This window comes from Streptomyces sp. NBC_01237 (assembly GCF_035917275.1).
Lineage (GTDB): Bacteria > Actinomycetota > Actinomycetes > Streptomycetales > Streptomycetaceae > Streptomyces.
This window is the reverse complement of record NZ_CP108508.1, coordinates 8,057,859-8,072,654: the sequence shown is the minus strand read 5'-3', so window position 1 is coordinate 8,072,654 and position 14,796 is coordinate 8,057,859. Positions and strand designations below refer to the sequence as shown.

Below are 14,796 nucleotides of genomic sequence, written 5' to 3'. Positions count from 1 at the left end.
CGCAACTGGTGTCGCGGACGGGGCGGCCCGGACCGTGCAACGAGGTGCGCCGGGGGCCGCAGAACTGCTGTCCGCACCACCGATGCTGGCGTCGCATCAGGCAAACGCACAGGTCACAGCGCCGGTCATATGTGACCGGTCGCCAGCGGTAGGCTCGACGCCTGTTCTTTTGAACTTCGGGGGAAGGGCGGGGCGTGGCGGAGACGCTCGGAGCACTGCTGCGGCAGTTACGGAAGCAGGCCGGTCTGACGCAGTTCCAGCTCGCCGAGCGGGCTGGGCTCGGCGAGAGCACTGTCCGCCGGATCGAGACTGACCGGCCCTTCGATCACCGGCTCGGCACCATCAACCGCATCGCGGACGCGCTCGACGCCGGCCCCGAGGACCGCCGCTGGCTGAGCGCCCTCAGCGGGGGCACCGTCCCGGAAGCCCCGGCGCCCCCACCGGAACCACCGCCGCCGCCCCGGGACCACGGCCCGCTCACCGACACCGCCGAGGAACTGGCCCGCGAGAGCCGGCAGCGTTGGCGCCGCGAGGAGGCCCAGCACCGGGTGCACCACCCGTTCGCACTTCCGGTGCGCTGGCAGCAGGTGTCGGCGGGCGTGGCCGACCAGTCGGCGAACGCCCACCTGCTGGCCCCCGGCGAGGCCCGCACCGAACCGGACCTCAACGGCGACCTGCGGCGGGTCGCCGAGATCTACCGGCGCGTGCCGTCGGGCCGACTGGTGGTCCTCGGCCGGGCCGGATCGGGCAAGTCGATCCTGGCGGTGCGGTTCGCCCTCGACCTGCTGGACGCCCGCACCCGCAACGAACGGGTGCCCGTGATCTTCAGCCTCGGCGCCTGGAACCCGACCACCGTGGCCCTGCGCGACTGGCTGATCGCCCGGCTGCTGCGCGACTACCCGCACCTGGCCCGGCGGGTCCCCAGCGGCAAGACACTGGCTGCGGACCTGCTCGACGACGACCTCCTCCTCCCCGTCCTCGACGGGTTCGACGAACTCGCCGAAGACCTGCGCGCCCCAGCCCTCGAAGCACTCAACCTCGCCCAGCTGCCGCTCGTCCTGACCAGCCGGCACACCGAGTTCACCGCCGCCGTCCGAGAGGCGCACGCCCCGCTGGCCGCCGCAGTCGTCCTGGAACTGCGCGACCTCGACCTCGACGACCTGCGCGGCTACCTGCCCCGGACCGACCCGGCCTTCCACGAGCCCGCCGACACCGGTGGACAGGGCGCGACCTGGGAGGCCGTCCTCGACCCCGCCCGGACGGCGGAGAGCGCCGGCCGCACTAACCTCGCTGCCGCGCTGCGCACCCCGCTGATGATCGCCCTCGCCCGCACCATGTACAGCGACCACCCAGATCGGCGGCCGGGCGAACTCCTGGACACCGCCCGCTTCCCCGACCCCGATGCGATCGAGGAGCACCTGCTGGCCGGGTTCGTCCCCGCCGTCTACCGCCCCCGTCCCACTGAACGGCTCGACACAGCCCACCGCCAACCCGGATCGTGGGACGCGGAACGCGCCGAACGCTGGCTCGGCCACCTCGCCGACCACCTGACCCGACTCGGCCGCGAACGGCAGGACATCACCTGGTGGGAGGTCGGCACCGGCATGAGCCGCTTCTCCCGCACTGTGATCATCGCCGTCCTGGCCGGCCTCGCCTTCGGCGTCACCACCGGGATCGGCAACGTCCCCATCGATCTGGTCGCCACTTCGCACAGCCTCCGGTTCGCTGTCGTCCGAGGCCTGCTGGTCGGCGTTCTGCACGGCCTCGCCGCCGGCACACTCTTCGGACTCGTCTACTGGCGCGCCTCCGCCCGCGCCGCCCTCAGACCCTCGCCGGTCCGTATGCGGCTCGGCATCGGCACCCCGACAACCCGCCGCAATGCCCGCATCCGGTTCCTGATCGGTCTGTTGGGCGGAGCAGTCGGCATGGCGCTGCTCATCCTGGTCGACGAAGGCCTGGTGGCCCCGCTCGGCCTCGCCGACGGACAAGGGGCCGGCCTCGTCGCCGGTCTTGTGTTCGTTGTACCGATTGCCCTCTCGATCGGGATGGTCTTCGGCCTGATTGCCCTGTTCGAAGCCCCGGTCCGCATCGAATCCGTGGTCAGTCCCGCAGACCTGCTGCACATCGACCGCCGCAACGTCGCCTACCACCTGCTCACCTGGACTCTCGTCCTCGGCATCGGCGTCGGTCTGGTCAACGGCATCGTGTATGGGCCGCTGCGCGGCTTCGAGGTCGGCCTGGTGTTCGGGCTAGAGGGTGCGTTCGGTGCCGGGCTCGGCTACGGACTGAGCCTGACCGCCTGGGGTCAGTGGGTGGCACTGGCCCGCATCTGGCTGCCGCTCACGGGCCAACTGCCCTGGGCACTGATTGCCTTCCTGGACGACGCCCACCAGCGCGGCGTGCTCCGCCAGGTCGGCGCGGTCTACCAGTTCCGCCACGCCTGGATCCAGAGCCACCTGAGCCGCAGCCACCAACAGCGCCACGGCCGCAGACAACGCCGACGCGACCACTCGACAAAAGGGGCACGATGAGCGCCGAATCCCGTACGCACCGCCCGAGAAGGCGCACCCGGCACGCGGCAGTTGCCGCAACCGCCATCGCTCTCGCCACCGCCCCCGCAGCAGCCCAGCCCGCCGCCCCCACCCTGCACTACACCTGCATCTTCCCAACCATCGGCGGACAGGCCATCACCGCCAGAATCTCCGCGGACATCCCCGCCACCCTGCCGGCCGGCGAGTCCAGCCCGGCCTTCGCCATCCAGGCGGCCGCCACCGTCGAGGCCTCCTTCACCCTCGGCCTGCGCTACGTCCTCGGGGTGCGCACCATCGAAGGCTCGATCGACGCCGAGACCCGCGTCCTCGCCCCGCAGAGCGAGACCGCCGTCCCCGTCCGCCTCACCATCACCCGCACCGCCGTCCCCGCCTCCGGCTCCTTCGAGATCCCCGCCACCGGCAACGCGCCCCGACTCTCCTTCACCCGCCCCGGCACCGGACGCGTGACCGCCGGCAGCTTCACACTCCACCTCGTGCCCAAGGACGCCGACGGCAACCTGGCCGGGCCCGGCCAGGTCGACGTCCCCTGCACTCTGAACGCCGGCCAGGACAAGACCGTCGCCCCCTTCAAGGTCACCCCCGCGAAAACCTCCCCCACCCCGTCCCCCACCGCCCCGGCCTCACCCTCTGCAAGCCCTGTCACCACCCCGCCGGGAACGGACGCCTCCGCTGTCGCAACCCCGGCCGCCACTACCACCCCGCAAGCCCCTCCACCGTCGGCATCCGCCGTCCCGCTGACACAAACCGCCCACCCCGCGGGCGTCGGCCTGATCACCGCCGCCATCGCCGCAGCCATCGCCGCCATCGCCGCAGCCGCCGTCCTCCACCGGCGGTCGAAGCGCCGCAGCACGTCATAACCGCCCGTCACCGGGCGCTGGTCCCTCTCACTCTGTGCCGGGGCATGTCATGGCGCTGGGCGCCGGATGTCGGCATACACGCGCCCCTTCACCCCCAGTGCTCCCGGTTCGCTGTGTACAGGAGTGCTACCGGAGCTGGCCCACCGCTGTTCCTGCGTGGCCATGACGGCGTGGGCGGTGTCCTCGTCGGCGGCGGTCATGTCGAGCACCACGAGGTCGGGCTCGGCGATGTGTCGGGAGTCGATCTCCATGCCGCTTCTGACGCGGTGACTGCTCGGCAGGGGGCATGGGCACCGTGCCCGTAATCCGTACGAGCGACGGGGCCCGGGGCGGTGGACGGCACCGTCTGACCCAGGCCCGACGGAGGGTCGGATGAGGTGGGCTGGTCCGGGTTCAGGGGATGTCGCCGACCCAGTCCCACCGGTCCGGAGTGCCGGGGCGTGCTTCGTATTCGGCGCGGCCACCGGCCCCGTACGCGCCGTCGTTCGTGATCAGCGTGGCCCCGGTGGCCCGCTCCGCGGGCGTCCAGTGGGTGGCATCGACGAACTGGCCGTCCAGGGGCGCCGCCGACGAGCTCGACCTACTCGTGGCCGGGCTGCTCGTAGGGGTCGGGGTCGTCGTGGAGTGACCCCTGAAATTCCGACACCTGGGCGCTGGATGTTTCGTCATCCAGGGGAAGTGAGCCGGCCCCTCCCGCAGGGGCGAAGAGCGCGAAGTGGGAGAGAGGAGCCACTGTTCGACGCCCTCGCGCAGCTCTCCCCAGGGACAAATTTGCACGCTTCTACCTCGACGAATACCGCTCGCTGAAGTGCATCGCGGAGCACGCCGGAGTGAATGAGGAAGTTATCAAGGTCCTCGTCCGCGAATACGGCATGAAGCGCGACAGCGAAGCGACCCGCTGGCGCCAGATCGATCTCGACTGGTTCCGCGTCCAGCGGCGCGTTGGTCGCACCTGCCGCGAACTCGCAGAGGAGACCGGCTTCTCACTCGGAATGATCAGTTGCCTGGGCCGGCGGCACGACCTGCCCGGCCGCCGCCCGGGGAAGAACCGACCGACCCTCAGGGCTCCAATGAGTAATACCCCGTTATAACGGGGGCCAATGGTCTATCCTGAACAGGTCGCCTTCGCATCTTTCCCCCCTCACCCGAGGCGGCCTCGCAGGGAGGCGCGATGATTCAGATCACCCTCGGCAAGAAGAAGGATGTCGACCCGAACAGCGATGCCCTCCAGCGCTCGCAGATCGGCTGGAGCGACGGGCTGTCCGACCAGCAGCTCCACGACATCGCCCGCGGCGTCTGGGTCATGCCTGGATCACGCGTCGAACGAGAGCGGTTCGCGGTTGTCAACGGCGGCGGGATCGTCCGCCAGGCCATGGAGATCGAGCGGATCGTTGACGTCCCTGGTGGGCGACGAGCTTTCGAAGGCCGCATCCTCGGCCCCGGGCACCCCGTCCACGATCACTACGTCGGCAAGCCGGCCCCGAACGGCGCCCAGCAGAACCCCATCACCTACTTCGACTCCCCGCTGGGCAACCGTGAATGCAACTGCGGATGCGGCAAGCCCATCAGCCGAGGCGACTTCCTCCCCGGTCACGATCAGCGAGCCATCCACGAGAGGATCGCCCGCATCGGAACCGTGAAGGACTTCATCGCCTGGTTCGACCAGACCTGGAAGCCCGCCGACGACCCGCAAAGCGATGCCGCGTGAGGAAATGCCACCGAGCTGAGACCGAAACCGTGGGACAACCAATGAGACAGCAGCGCAAGCAGCAGGTCACCGCGGACCGGAATGACAACGGTCGCGCGAACCTACACGACGCCGTCCTGGACGAAGGGGAGTAGGCCGTGGGCGAGATCGACGACGCGATCGAGCGGGCCGACCGCGAGGCGTTCACCAAGGATCCGCCCAAGACCCTCAAGGGGCAGGTCGGGTTCCTGATCAAGCAGTTCGGCAGCGCCAAGGCCGTCGCGGCGGAGCTCGGCGTCACCGCCGACTCCGTCAACCGCTACCGGCGCGGCGCCCGCAAGCACGCCCGCGCCGACGTCGCCGCGAAGATCGACGACGCCGTACGGCAGCGGTGGCAGCCCCAGGTACGCAAGCGCCGGCAGAAGCAGGCAGCCGCCTCGGGCGGGATCACGGTGGAGACCCGGGCCCGGTTCGGCTACACGTCGTCCGCCGGATCGACCGACGACGGCCGCTTCCGCCGCCTCACCGTCAAGCTCCCCGCCACGTACGCGCAGCGCCTCTTCGACGCCCGCGACACGGGGGCCAGCGACCAGGACATGCGCGGAATCATCGCCGAAGGATTCAAGGAAGTGTATTTCCAGGACGGCGGAGGCCGCGCCATGGGACTCTCGGACGTCACCCTCAATGACATTGATTACCTGGATCTGGGCTACTGAACAGGAGTGAATGCATGCCCACCGAATTCCCGGCCGTCGACCGGGACAAGGCACCCGGTAGGAGGGGATCGCCGCATGTCCGCTTCCACGGCCACCCGGCGCGCGTACGGTGAGGTGACGACCCGCCGGGAGGACCAGATGAGCGCGCAGCCCGACCACGCACCCCTCACCCCGTACGCCCCCGCACCCGGAGCTCCGGCCGAACTCCTCGCCCAGCTGCGCGCCGACCGGCGCGCCCCGCAGTGGGTGCCGGCCTTCGAGCGGGAGTGGGCGACCGCGCTGGAGAAGTCCCGCAAGTCGTTCTCCCTCGCCGGGCTGTACGAGGTCGTCCAGGAGTGGCAGGGCCTCATCGCCTCCGCTCCGGCGGTCGACGCGTTCGTCGCCTCCGGCTACGACGACAGCGACTTCGTCGACATGGCGGAGCTCCGCGGCAGGCGCCGGTGACCGGACAGCCGTACGCGGTCCGTTTCTCCGCCCCGGCCGCCAAGGTTCTTGACGCCCTGCCCGAGCACGCAGAGGACACGGTGTGGGACGTCCTGGACGCCGCCGCGGCCGACCCCTGGGGCTTCCGGCAGTTCAACACCGACGACCTGGAAGGCGAGGACGTACGCCACGCGACCGTCGGCCAGCTGTCCCTCACCTACTGGGTGAACCGGCCCCTGCGCCACCTGTCGGTCCTCACCATCACCTGGCTCGGATAGCCACTCGTGACAACGCCCTGCCCCCGGCATCGCAACTGCCGGGGTCAGGGCGTTTCCGATCGTAGCCACGGCCGTATCCACCGGTAGCTACCCGGGCGGCAACGCGTTGCCGCCCGGGTAGTCACCAGCGGCCGCGAGGCCGTTCGGCACCGAGCTGGACCTCCCGCCGGCACTCCGGGCAGTCCGGCAGGTCCTCCACCCGGCGCGGCCTGTCGCCCTTCGTCCAGCTGAACCCGCACAGCGCCTTGTGCGTGACGCCCCGGAAGCCCTCGTCCTTGGTGGCGTGCGAGCCGTAGCCCGGCACCGCCCAGGTGAACGACGCCTCCCCGTCGTACGGGGCGCCCTCCGGCCAGGCGTACACCGCCTCGGTCGTGGTGCAGCGCATCCGCACATCAGGCCCCGTCCAGCGCTTGCCGTGCCGGACCTCCGAGCTGGCATCGACCGCGTCCGCGAGGCGTTCGAAGGACAGGTCGTAGTCGTCCATGTGCTTCCACTTGCCGGGCAGCTGCTCGCGCATCAGCTTGCGGAACATCAGCAACAGCCGCGCCAGGTCGTGCTGACCGACCCGGACCGTGGCCGTCTCCGGGTCGTAGCCGTACGTCGGGTCGTGGGCGGGCTTCTTCGACATCGGTCCTCGTTCGCGTTGCGGTGGCGGTCAGCGCGCCGCCACCGGGCCTACGGCGCGGCCGGATGCTCAACGACCCAGGCCCGCCGGAGCCACGCTGACCGCCGCCGTTCGTGCGCCGGCCGAACCGCCGTGGGCCTCGCGTCTCAGGCTTGCGGCGGCGTCACCCCAGGGAGCTCCCGAGAGAAGGCCCACCACTGCTCGATGGTCCACACGGCGGCGCTGGAGCGGTCGGTGGACATCCGCAGCCACACCTCCTCGCCGCCGGGCATAAGCGCCACCTCCAGGTGCTCCTCGTCCCACGTGCCCACCGGGTACATCCACTCAATGCCGTCGGGCCAGGTCCGCATCGCCACCGTGCGCACGCTCAGCGCCGCGGCGAAGGCGTCCAGAGCTGTCTTGGGTATCCGCACCTCCGCCGGCTCCCGCTCGATCCCCGCCACCAGGCCCCCTCGCATCGTGTGCGCGGGACCAGCGCCCGCCGTCGCGGATCAGCGTGACAGACCCGTGCGCCCCACGGTGTCACGCTGTGAGTACCTGTTCCTGAACCTGAAGTTCCTGTTCAGGAGAGTCTGGGGCCTCAGTGGTGACAGAGCCGTTTGGCTTGCCGTCACCGAGAGGTCAAGCCGAACGGCTTCTTATTAGGGGACCAACTTGATGTCCCGTCGGGGCGATGGTGCTGAGACTGGCTATGCGGCGGACTGGTTCGGGCCTGTGACCGGTTCGCGGCGGCTCAGGGCTACGGGTTCGATCTTGTGGCGCTTGACGAGCACCACAACGATGAGGGTGACCTGGAGGAGGATGATGAGGGCCATGCCTACGGACGCCTGGGGCTCGTCGCCGACGAGGTTGGAGATCAGGCTGGTGTCCCAGAGTCCGTGGACGAGCATCGGCAGCAGGATGATGCCGCCGACGCGCAGGCACAGGTAGAAGAAGTAGCCGGAGGTGGAGACGATGAGGGCCTGGGCAATGGCCTGTGCTCCTTCGCCGAAGGCGTTGCTGATGTGCACAAGGCCGAAGACCAGGGAGGAGTAGAGGGCGACCTTGCCTTCGGTGAGTCCGGCCCGGCGGAATACGTGGACTCCGATGCCGCGGAACATCAGCTCCTCGCCGACGCCGACGAACAGGCCGAGGACGAGCAGGCAGGCCACCAGGGAGAGGCTCTGGTCGGCGAGGTGACCGTAGTTGACCCCGACCAGCGCGACCACGAGCATCGAGATCGGCACCCAGCGCACCCAGCGCCGCACAGGCGCGCGATAGTGCAGGACCTCGCGCCACCAGCCGAGCCAGGTCACAACGGCCGCCGCGAACACGATCGACGCCCCGATGGGAATCAGTGCGTTGCGCACCAGGGACTCGGTGGTGGGGAACTGGCTGTCGGAGTAGCTGGTGTCCACCCCGATCAGCGCACCCAGCCCCTGGATGATGGCCGCATACGCGATCACCACCACCAGGAACCACGGCCACGTCAGCCCGCGCCCCGGTCGGCTGTCCTGTGTGGAACTGGTTCCGGCACGCACCGGCTACCCCATTTCGTCTGGTGGTCAGGGGCCTTGCCCTGCCGGGTTGCCCGGCCGGTCAAAGCCGACGTCCCGCAGATCATCTCATGTGATTTAGCTTTAAATCTCCCAAAGGATCTATATGCGGACACTCCTGATCCAGAGCTGACGTAGCCTGCCCCCGCTCTCCTGCCCAGGCCACGGCTTCGTTGCGTGGCGGTCCTGATATCGGCCTGGCCGCGGACGGTGCCGGCGGTCTCCGGTGTCAGGGCACTCCGGAGGAGGCCGGTGACAGTCCGCCGAGAGGCCGGAACCGGTGGCAGGAGGCCGGTCAATGCGCACTCGGGCGTCGGTGGCGTGCGAGGGGGGGCCTACCCGGGGGGTTTTCGGGTCGCCGTCTTCAGCCGCCCGGCAGGGATCCGCATGATCGGCGCCCCGGCCCTCACGCCCCAGGAGGTGCAGGACGGTAGGGGCACCTGGTCTTAGCCCGGCTTGCCGGGCCCAGCTGGCAGAAAATCGGTCAGGGCCAGCGTCTTTCCGGTCGTTTGTCCTCAGATCCCGATCAAGTTTCTGTCCGTGCACCGTTCGCCGGGCGGTGTCGACCAGACTGGCCGGAAGTCCTTACCACCCGAAGGAGCAGTACATGAGCTGGCTCGACCAGACCCTGCTGATCATCACCGACCTCGACCTCTACCCGCTGATCATTCCGTTCACCGGCTGATTCCTGGCCGCGCGGCGGCCGTCGCTTGGGATCCGGGCATGTTCTGTGGCTCAGGTCCGGGTGCCGGCCGCCGCTACCGCCTGCTGTCTGTGTCGGTGCGGGCGGTGACCCGCAGCCGGAGGCCGCGCGGGCTCATGACCGCGGCCCGGGTAGGACGGACCGGGCCGCCGCCGACAGGGTGCAGGTTCCAGCGGGAGACGACGGCCGCCAGGGTCATCACGGCCTCTGCCTGGGCGAGGCCGTTTCCCACGCAGCTGCGGGCGCGGTCCCCGAATGCGAGAAAGGCATGCCGGTCGGGCGGGGTGCGTCCGGGGCCCCAGCGGTCGGGGTCGAAGACGTCGGCGTCCGGGTAGCAGTCGGCGCGCTGGTGGATGAGGTAAGGGCTGAAAGCGACGACGGTGCCGGCGGAGACCGGGTGGCCGCCGAGCACGGTGTCCGCGGTCACCGTGCGGGTGACGATCCACACCACCGGGTGCAGGCGCAGCGTCTCGGTGACCACCTGCCTGGCCAGGGACAGCGCGGGCAGGTCCTGAACCGAGGGCGCACGGCCTGCCAGGACGGTGTCGGCCTCGGCCTGGAGCCGCCGGGCGATATCGGGGCGGCCGGCCACGGAGTGCAGCATCCAGGCCATGGTGGCGGCCGTCGTGTCGATACCCCCCACGAACATCGTGACGACCTGGTCGACGAGTTCGGTGTCCGAGAGACCCCGCCCCGAATCCGGGTCCCCGGCCGCCAGCAGCGCCGACAGCAGATCCCCGTCATCACCACCGTCGCCGCCCCGGCGGGCCGCGACGATATCTCCGGCGAACCGGCGCAGCCTGTCCCGGGCCAGGAAGTAGCGGCGGCTGCCCGGCAGGGCGACCCCCGCGAGGGCGGGCGGCAGCACGGTCCGGGCGCCGATGCCCGCAACAACCGTGCGCAGGTCGGCGCCCGCCCCGCGAAGCGCCTGGGGCGAGGGCACCGACTCGCCGGAGAAAACGGTGCCCAGCAGGATCGCCGTGCTGAGCTCGCGCATCTCCGCCACGACATCCACCGTCCCACCGTCGTCCCAGGACGCCGTTACTCCCTCGACCTGGCCGGTAAGAACCCGGCCGTATCCGGGCAACCTGGACCGGTTGAACGCGGGCTGCACCAGGCGCCGTTGCCGCCGGTGCGCCGCGTGGGGACAACTGCCCAATCCGTCCCCGGTGGTCTCCCGGAGCCGGTCGAACAACGGCCCGCCCTTGTCGAATGTCCGGTCGTCGCGCAGCACCTGCTGCACCAGCTCAGGGCTGCAGACGAACACCGCGCGGACTCTGCCGAGCCGCACGGCCACCAGATCACCGTGCTCCGGGAGCGATCTGAGGAAGCCCAGCGGGTCCCGCAGCAGTACCACCGCATGCCCGAGCAGCGGCCAAGCACCCGGCACACACGGCACTCCTGATCCAGTCGTCCTCACAGTTGAGCCCTCCCCTCAGGCACGATCAGGCACGATCGATGGATCCCTCACCGTCCGTCAGGAACACCGCTCTCCCCGGGTCGGCGGTGACTCTGACAAGGCCGGCGGAGGGCGGGGAACCGAGTCCGCCGGCCCACTCCAGGTGGCCCACTGGGCCGACGGTCCTGGTCTCAGGATCTTCTTGAGCTCATGCCCGGCCGCCCGCGAACGGGATCGGGCGGGACTCCGCACCGCCGAGGGCCGGTACACAACGGTGGCATCCTGGCCTCGCGTGAACCGTTCAGCATGCCACCCCAGCAACCAGGTGGACGAGCCGATGGTGCGGACTCCCAGTGTCCGGGCGCAGGTGGGATCAGTTGTAGCAGGCGGCGGAGGACGCGTGGTTGTCCTCCGACGACAGCACGTTGACGCGGTAGCCCGGGTCCATCACATGGGTGCCGCTGCCGACTCCGTTCTTCCACCAGAAGCACGGCACACCCGTGTCGTTCGACCAGGACGACATCTGGTCGTTGAAGCCGTACCGCCAGAGTTCGGAGATCTCGCTCCAGCGCGAGAGGTAGACACCGCCGCCGGTGAAGTTGGAGTCCCTGTAGAGGCATGCCTTGTTGGCCGGGCAGGCGGAACCGGAGAACGTACCGACCGGGTCAACGGCCTGCGCGGGGCTGACGACAGCCAGACTGACCCCTAATGACAGAACAGCGGTGAGCAGAGAGAAGCGACGCATCAGGGAGCCTCCTGGGCTCTAGTTCGGCGAGTGGAGTAGACCTCCGAACCGGACTTGCCCAGGCAGTTCCGTTCCATGCGACTGCCGTCTCGATGCCACCCAAACGGACTCAGTATCTGCCTCCTGACCTGGAGCGTCTCCGCACACTGGAACCCTGGCTGGCCCTCTCCCTGGATCGGGTGCGTGAGCAGATCGCGGCTGTCGAGCGGCCAGCGCAGCCCCGGCGCGCACCGCAGCCCCCGGCCGCCGCCCGGCCGCACCGTACGCCGACGCCTGGCTGGGGTATCTCTGCTGTCGGTATCGGGGCTCCCATCGCTGAGGTTCGCCGGGGTGACTGCTTCGCCGGGGGGAAAGGGCGCTGCGGCCGGTCCGTGCGGAGCGTGCCCGTGCGGAGCTGGCCGGCGGTGTCCAGGCTTGTGGGGTGTGCCCGGGTCCGCCTGCTCCCCCGTCGGCGCGCTCGGCATCGCCGGAGACGGGACGCCCCGCCAAGTGCTACATGGCAATGACGGCCAGGCTCGGTGGAGCTATGACTCGAACCGCGGGTAGTTTCTCAGGCTGGTGAATGTGCGCGAAGGGGTTCAACCGCTGGTTGGCGCGGATTTCCTCGGCCAGTTTGGTGCAGCGTCCTTTCCTGCGATGCGCCTGGTCATGAGAGTGATGGCTGCCCAGGTGATCAGCGTCTCGGAGTGTTGGACGAGCCGCTCGTAGTCGCGGGCGTGGCGGCGGGCGTTCATGATCCAGGCGAGGCTTCGTTCGACAACCCAGCGCCGGGGGATGACGACAAAGCCGGTGGCGTCCTTGGGCCTGCTGACGGTTTTGATCGTCAGGTTGAGGTGGCGTTTGGCCCAGGTCACGAGCTTGCCCGCGTAGGCTCGGTCGGCCCAGACGATGGTGATCTCGGGGTGCATCAGGCGGAGGCGGAAGAGGACCTCCTTCGCTGCGGCGGAGTCGTGCAGGTCGGCGGGGGTGACCATCACGAGCAGCGGCAGGCCGCGGGTGTCGACGACGAGGTGCCGTTTGCGGCCGTTGATCTTTTTGCCCGCATCGTATCCCCGGCTGTCCCTGCCGACGGTCGAGGCGGCTTTCACGGACTGGGAGTCGATGATGGTGGCGACCGCCCGGAGTCCTTTCCCCATGTCCCGGCGGATCCGCCCGGCGAGGTGGTCTCGGATCTGGCCGACGATGCCGGCGGCCGCCCAGCGGGCCATGAAGCCCCAGACCGTGCGCCAGGGCGGGTAGTCGGCGGGCAGGGCCCTCCATTTGCAGCCGGTGTCCACGACGTAGCGGATCGCGTCCACGATCTCCCGCCGGGGGTGCTTCTCCGGGCGGCCGCCGATCGTGGTCTCGCAGGCCGGGATGGGCAGCAGCGGTTCGAGCAGGGCCCATTCGGTGTCGGTGGTGTCGGTGGGATAGCGGCGGCGGCGCATGGCAACAGGTGTCTCCAGACATGGGTGCGGGGGTAGGTCAGGCTGAGGCGATGAGGTCGAGTGTGGATTCGATGGAGTTGAGCTGGGCGACGATGTGCCGTACCCACTTGTCGTTCGGGTGGGCGGCGGCGTGCGGTGCGACGGTGCCGGTGATGAACCGCCGGAACTGGGTCAGTTTCTCGCCCACGACCTGTCGTTCGTAGGCTTCCAGCGCGGCCCGTTCCGCGCCGAGCTGGTAGCCGTCGAGCCGATTCCAGATCAGCGGCGGCCAGCCTTTCGACCCGGCCTCGTCCTTCAGCGCGGCCAGGCCGGATCGGACCTGGTGCGGGGAGAGTGCGCTGGCGCGGACCAGCTGGTGGAACTCCAGTCCGGCCGGGCGGGCTTCGAAGAGGACGAAGCGGACGGTGTCCGCGTGCCGTCTGGCGGCGTCCCCTTTGCGCCGGGAGGCGCGGGGCACGACTACTCGCCCCGCAGCATGGCCGCGAGCTCGTCGTCCATGTCGACCTTGCCGGTGTCGACCGCGGTCTCGATCCAGTCCAGCGTCGCCCGCACTTTCGCGACGTTCTGGTGGACGATGGCGCCTTCGTCTTCGGACAGGGTCCGGTCGCGCAGGCCGGGGACGGTGCGGCCGGCCGCGGCGACGAACGCGTGGCAGGCGGTCACCAGGTCCAGGAACTCCACCGTCCGGTCGATGTTTCGGACCGCCGGGGCGACCGGGCTGGTGTCCTCGAAGTGCTGACGGGCTTGCCGGCTGCGTTCGTTCTGAGCATGGTTGACCTGGAAACGGGCGGTGTCATCGCTCATCGCCTTGAACGCGACGTCCGGCCGCCGCAGGAGGTTCGTTGCCGCCGTGGTGGCGACGCCCTCGTCGCGGGTCAGTTCCTCCACCACCCGGACCTTGTTCTCCGTGGAGACTTTGGCCGCGACCTGCGGGCGCCGGAGGAAATCGGTGGTCACCGTCGCGGCAACCTCCTCGTCCTGGGCCAGGTGGTGAATCGCGGTGATCCTCTCCTGCGGGGTCTCCGGGCTGTCGACCGTCCAGCCGACCCGCCGCCTGGCGTCGTCCGCAGTCCACCGCGATTTGCCCTCGGGAGGGCTCTTGATCGCGGCCCACCTCTCCGTGTCGTCCTCGATCCGGCCCAGGATGCGGTGGATCGTGAACGACACGTCGGCCTGGCGGTGTTCCTTCGGCCAGCGCGACGCGTTCCACCTCGCGTTCTTCACCGTGTTGAACGTCAGGCCGATGTCCTCGGCCAGACGGACCAGGGACTCCCGAACTGTCCACTCGGTGTCCGGGGTGCCGCCACGGGGCCTGACCGGCTCGATCTCCAGGGCCCGGTCGCCGATCGTGAACTTGCCGCGGGTTTGCTGTTCGACGACTTTCCGCAGCTCGGCAACGATCTGCTCGTAGCGGGACTGGCTGACGGCTCCGATGCTCTCAATCTGCTCGGACATGGCTTTCACCATCCAAATACGGCCCGAGGCACGGCACTTGGGGCCGCGACAGGGCAAGGACCGCATCTGCTTCCGAGAGTCGGACCGTAAATACGAAGATCACAAGGAATGACCACAATTGACCGTTCTGTGAACGGAACCGGTCCGAGGATGCGTTCGGTCAGTGGTCACTGTGAACGGTCCGCGAACGGATCCTTCCGCTTCCGCCAGGCCCTCACGACGCACCGTCGCGAGCAGAACCGGGCGTCCGAGCGGCGGTCAACACCGGCCACCCAGCGAGCTCCGCACTCCGGGCACTCGACCGCGCCGGCTTCACCCTGGACGGCCGCCAACCGCTTCCGCAGCCGTTGCTCCTTGCGCCACTGCCTGGAACGACATACCGACGAGCAGAACA

Annotated in this window: 18 protein-coding genes; 9 read left to right on the top strand and 9 right to left on the bottom strand. The window is 69.6% G+C overall.

Annotation, left to right across the window (positions count from 1 at the left end; genetic code table 11):
- The first annotated feature begins 194 nt into the window (after positions 1-194).
- Complete coding sequence (locus OG251_RS35600; protein WP_326680961.1) at positions 195-2,531, top strand: helix-turn-helix domain-containing protein; 2,337 nt, start codon at positions 195-197, stop codon at positions 2,529-2,531.
- Positions 2,528-3,409, top strand: a complete 882-nt coding sequence (locus OG251_RS35595) for a DUF6801 domain-containing protein (RefSeq protein ID WP_326680960.1) — start codon at positions 2,528-2,530, stop codon at positions 3,407-3,409. Before OG251_RS35600 ends, OG251_RS35595 begins: the two co-directional genes overlap by 4 nt.
- A 47-nt stretch (positions 3,410-3,456) precedes the next feature.
- Here OG251_RS35595 and OG251_RS35590 read toward each other — a convergent pair whose 3' ends face one another.
- Positions 3,457-3,660, bottom strand: coding sequence for a DUF6207 family protein (locus OG251_RS35590; protein ID WP_326680959.1), 204 nt, complete (start codon positions 3,658-3,660; stop codon positions 3,457-3,459).
- 149 nt (positions 3,661-3,809) lie between these two features.
- Between OG251_RS35590 and OG251_RS45050 the strand changes: the two genes are divergently transcribed.
- From OG251_RS45050 to OG251_RS35560, 6 genes are all read left to right on the top strand, one after another.
- Positions 3,810-4,037, top strand: a complete 228-nt coding sequence (locus OG251_RS45050; protein ID WP_442818400.1) for a hypothetical protein — start codon at positions 3,810-3,812, stop codon at positions 4,035-4,037.
- 202 nt (positions 4,038-4,239) lie between these two features.
- A complete protein-coding gene (locus OG251_RS35580) occupies positions 4,240-4,500 on the top strand; it encodes a hypothetical protein (protein WP_326680958.1) in 261 nt (86 codons plus the stop codon).
- A gap of 80 nt (positions 4,501-4,580) precedes the next feature.
- Complete coding sequence (locus OG251_RS35575; protein WP_326680957.1) at positions 4,581-5,117, top strand: hypothetical protein; 537 nt, start codon at positions 4,581-4,583, stop codon at positions 5,115-5,117.
- 137 nt (positions 5,118-5,254) lie between these two features.
- Positions 5,255-5,812 carry a telomere-protecting terminal protein Tpg gene (tpg, locus tag OG251_RS35570; RefSeq protein ID WP_326680956.1) on the top strand — a complete coding sequence of 186 codons (558 nt, stop codon included), beginning with the start codon at positions 5,255-5,257 and terminating at the stop codon, positions 5,810-5,812.
- A gap of 138 nt (positions 5,813-5,950) precedes the next feature.
- The gene (locus OG251_RS35565; RefSeq protein WP_326681531.1) at positions 5,951-6,256 is read left to right on the top strand and encodes a DUF6247 family protein; all 306 of its coding nucleotides are present in this window, start codon (positions 5,951-5,953) and stop codon (positions 6,254-6,256) included.
- Positions 6,253-6,513: a hypothetical protein gene (locus tag OG251_RS35560; RefSeq protein WP_326680955.1), complete on the top strand. Its 261-nt coding sequence runs from the start codon at positions 6,253-6,255 to the stop codon at positions 6,511-6,513. Before OG251_RS35565 ends, OG251_RS35560 begins: the two co-directional genes overlap by 4 nt.
- 121 nt (positions 6,514-6,634) lie before the next feature.
- Here the strand turns inward: OG251_RS35560 and OG251_RS35555 are convergent, their stop codons facing one another.
- From OG251_RS35555 to OG251_RS35545, 3 genes are all read right to left on the bottom strand, one after another.
- Entirely contained in the window at positions 6,635-7,141 is a 507-nt protein-coding gene (locus tag OG251_RS35555) for a hypothetical protein (protein ID WP_326680954.1), read from the bottom strand.
- 143 nt (positions 7,142-7,284) lie between these two features.
- Positions 7,285-7,581 carry a hypothetical protein gene (locus OG251_RS35550; RefSeq protein ID WP_326680953.1) on the bottom strand — a complete coding sequence of 99 codons (297 nt, stop codon included), beginning with the start codon at positions 7,579-7,581 and terminating at the stop codon, positions 7,285-7,287.
- 246 nt (positions 7,582-7,827) lie between these two features.
- Positions 7,828-8,658 (bottom strand): CPBP family intramembrane glutamic endopeptidase, encoded by an 831-nt coding sequence (locus OG251_RS35545; protein ID WP_326680952.1) that lies wholly within the window; start codon positions 8,656-8,658, stop codon positions 7,828-7,830.
- A gap of 574 nt (positions 8,659-9,232) precedes the next feature.
- Between OG251_RS35545 and OG251_RS35540 the strand changes: the two genes are divergently transcribed.
- Complete coding sequence (locus OG251_RS35540; RefSeq protein ID WP_326680951.1) at positions 9,233-9,358, top strand: hypothetical protein; 126 nt, start codon at positions 9,233-9,235, stop codon at positions 9,356-9,358.
- Between the two features lie 73 nt (positions 9,359-9,431).
- Here OG251_RS35540 and OG251_RS35535 read toward each other — a convergent pair whose 3' ends face one another.
- From OG251_RS35535 to OG251_RS35515, 5 genes are all read right to left on the bottom strand, one after another.
- A complete protein-coding gene (locus OG251_RS35535; protein WP_326680950.1) occupies positions 9,432-10,766 on the bottom strand; it encodes a cytochrome P450 in 1,335 nt (444 codons plus the stop codon).
- 382 nt (positions 10,767-11,148) lie between these two features.
- Positions 11,149-11,520, bottom strand: coding sequence for a peptidase inhibitor family I36 protein (locus tag OG251_RS35530; protein ID WP_326680949.1), 372 nt, complete (start codon positions 11,518-11,520; stop codon positions 11,149-11,151).
- Positions 11,521-12,098: 578 nt separating this feature from the next.
- Complete coding sequence (locus tag OG251_RS35525) at positions 12,099-12,947, bottom strand: IS5 family transposase (protein ID WP_326680948.1); 849 nt, start codon at positions 12,945-12,947, stop codon at positions 12,099-12,101.
- A gap of 37 nt (positions 12,948-12,984) precedes the next feature.
- Entirely contained in the window at positions 12,985-13,404 is a 420-nt protein-coding gene (locus tag OG251_RS35520) for a RacP protein (RefSeq protein ID WP_326680947.1), read from the bottom strand.
- A gap of 2 nt (positions 13,405-13,406) precedes the next feature.
- The gene (locus OG251_RS35515) at positions 13,407-14,402 is read right to left on the bottom strand and encodes a DUF6192 family protein (protein WP_326680946.1); all 996 of its coding nucleotides are present in this window, start codon (positions 14,400-14,402) and stop codon (positions 13,407-13,409) included.
- Positions 14,403-14,796: the final 394 nt, after the last annotated feature.

Coding starts and splice junctions, on each gene's coding strand:
- OG251_RS35595 (WP_326680960.1), top strand. CDS start 2,528: ATGAGCGCCGAATCCCGTACGCACCGCCCGAGAAGGCGCACCCGGCAC.
- OG251_RS35590 (WP_326680959.1), bottom strand. CDS start 3,660: ATGGAGATCGACTCCCGACACATCGCCGAGCCCGACCTCGTGGTGCTC.
- OG251_RS45050 (WP_442818400.1), top strand. CDS start 3,810: ATGTCGCCGACCCAGTCCCACCGGTCCGGAGTGCCGGGGCGTGCTTCG.
- OG251_RS35575 (WP_326680957.1), top strand. CDS start 4,581: ATGATTCAGATCACCCTCGGCAAGAAGAAGGATGTCGACCCGAACAGC.
- OG251_RS35565 (WP_326681531.1), top strand. CDS start 5,951: ATGAGCGCGCAGCCCGACCACGCACCCCTCACCCCGTACGCCCCCGCA.
- OG251_RS35555 (WP_326680954.1), bottom strand. CDS start 7,141: ATGTCGAAGAAGCCCGCCCACGACCCGACGTACGGCTACGACCCGGAG.
- OG251_RS35530 (WP_326680949.1), bottom strand. CDS start 11,520: ATGCGTCGCTTCTCTCTGCTCACCGCTGTTCTGTCATTAGGGGTCAGT.
- OG251_RS35525 (WP_326680948.1), bottom strand. CDS start 12,947: ATGCGCCGCCGCCGCTATCCCACCGACACCACCGACACCGAATGGGCC.
- OG251_RS35515 (WP_326680946.1), bottom strand. CDS start 14,402: ATGTCCGAGCAGATTGAGAGCATCGGAGCCGTCAGCCAGTCCCGCTAC.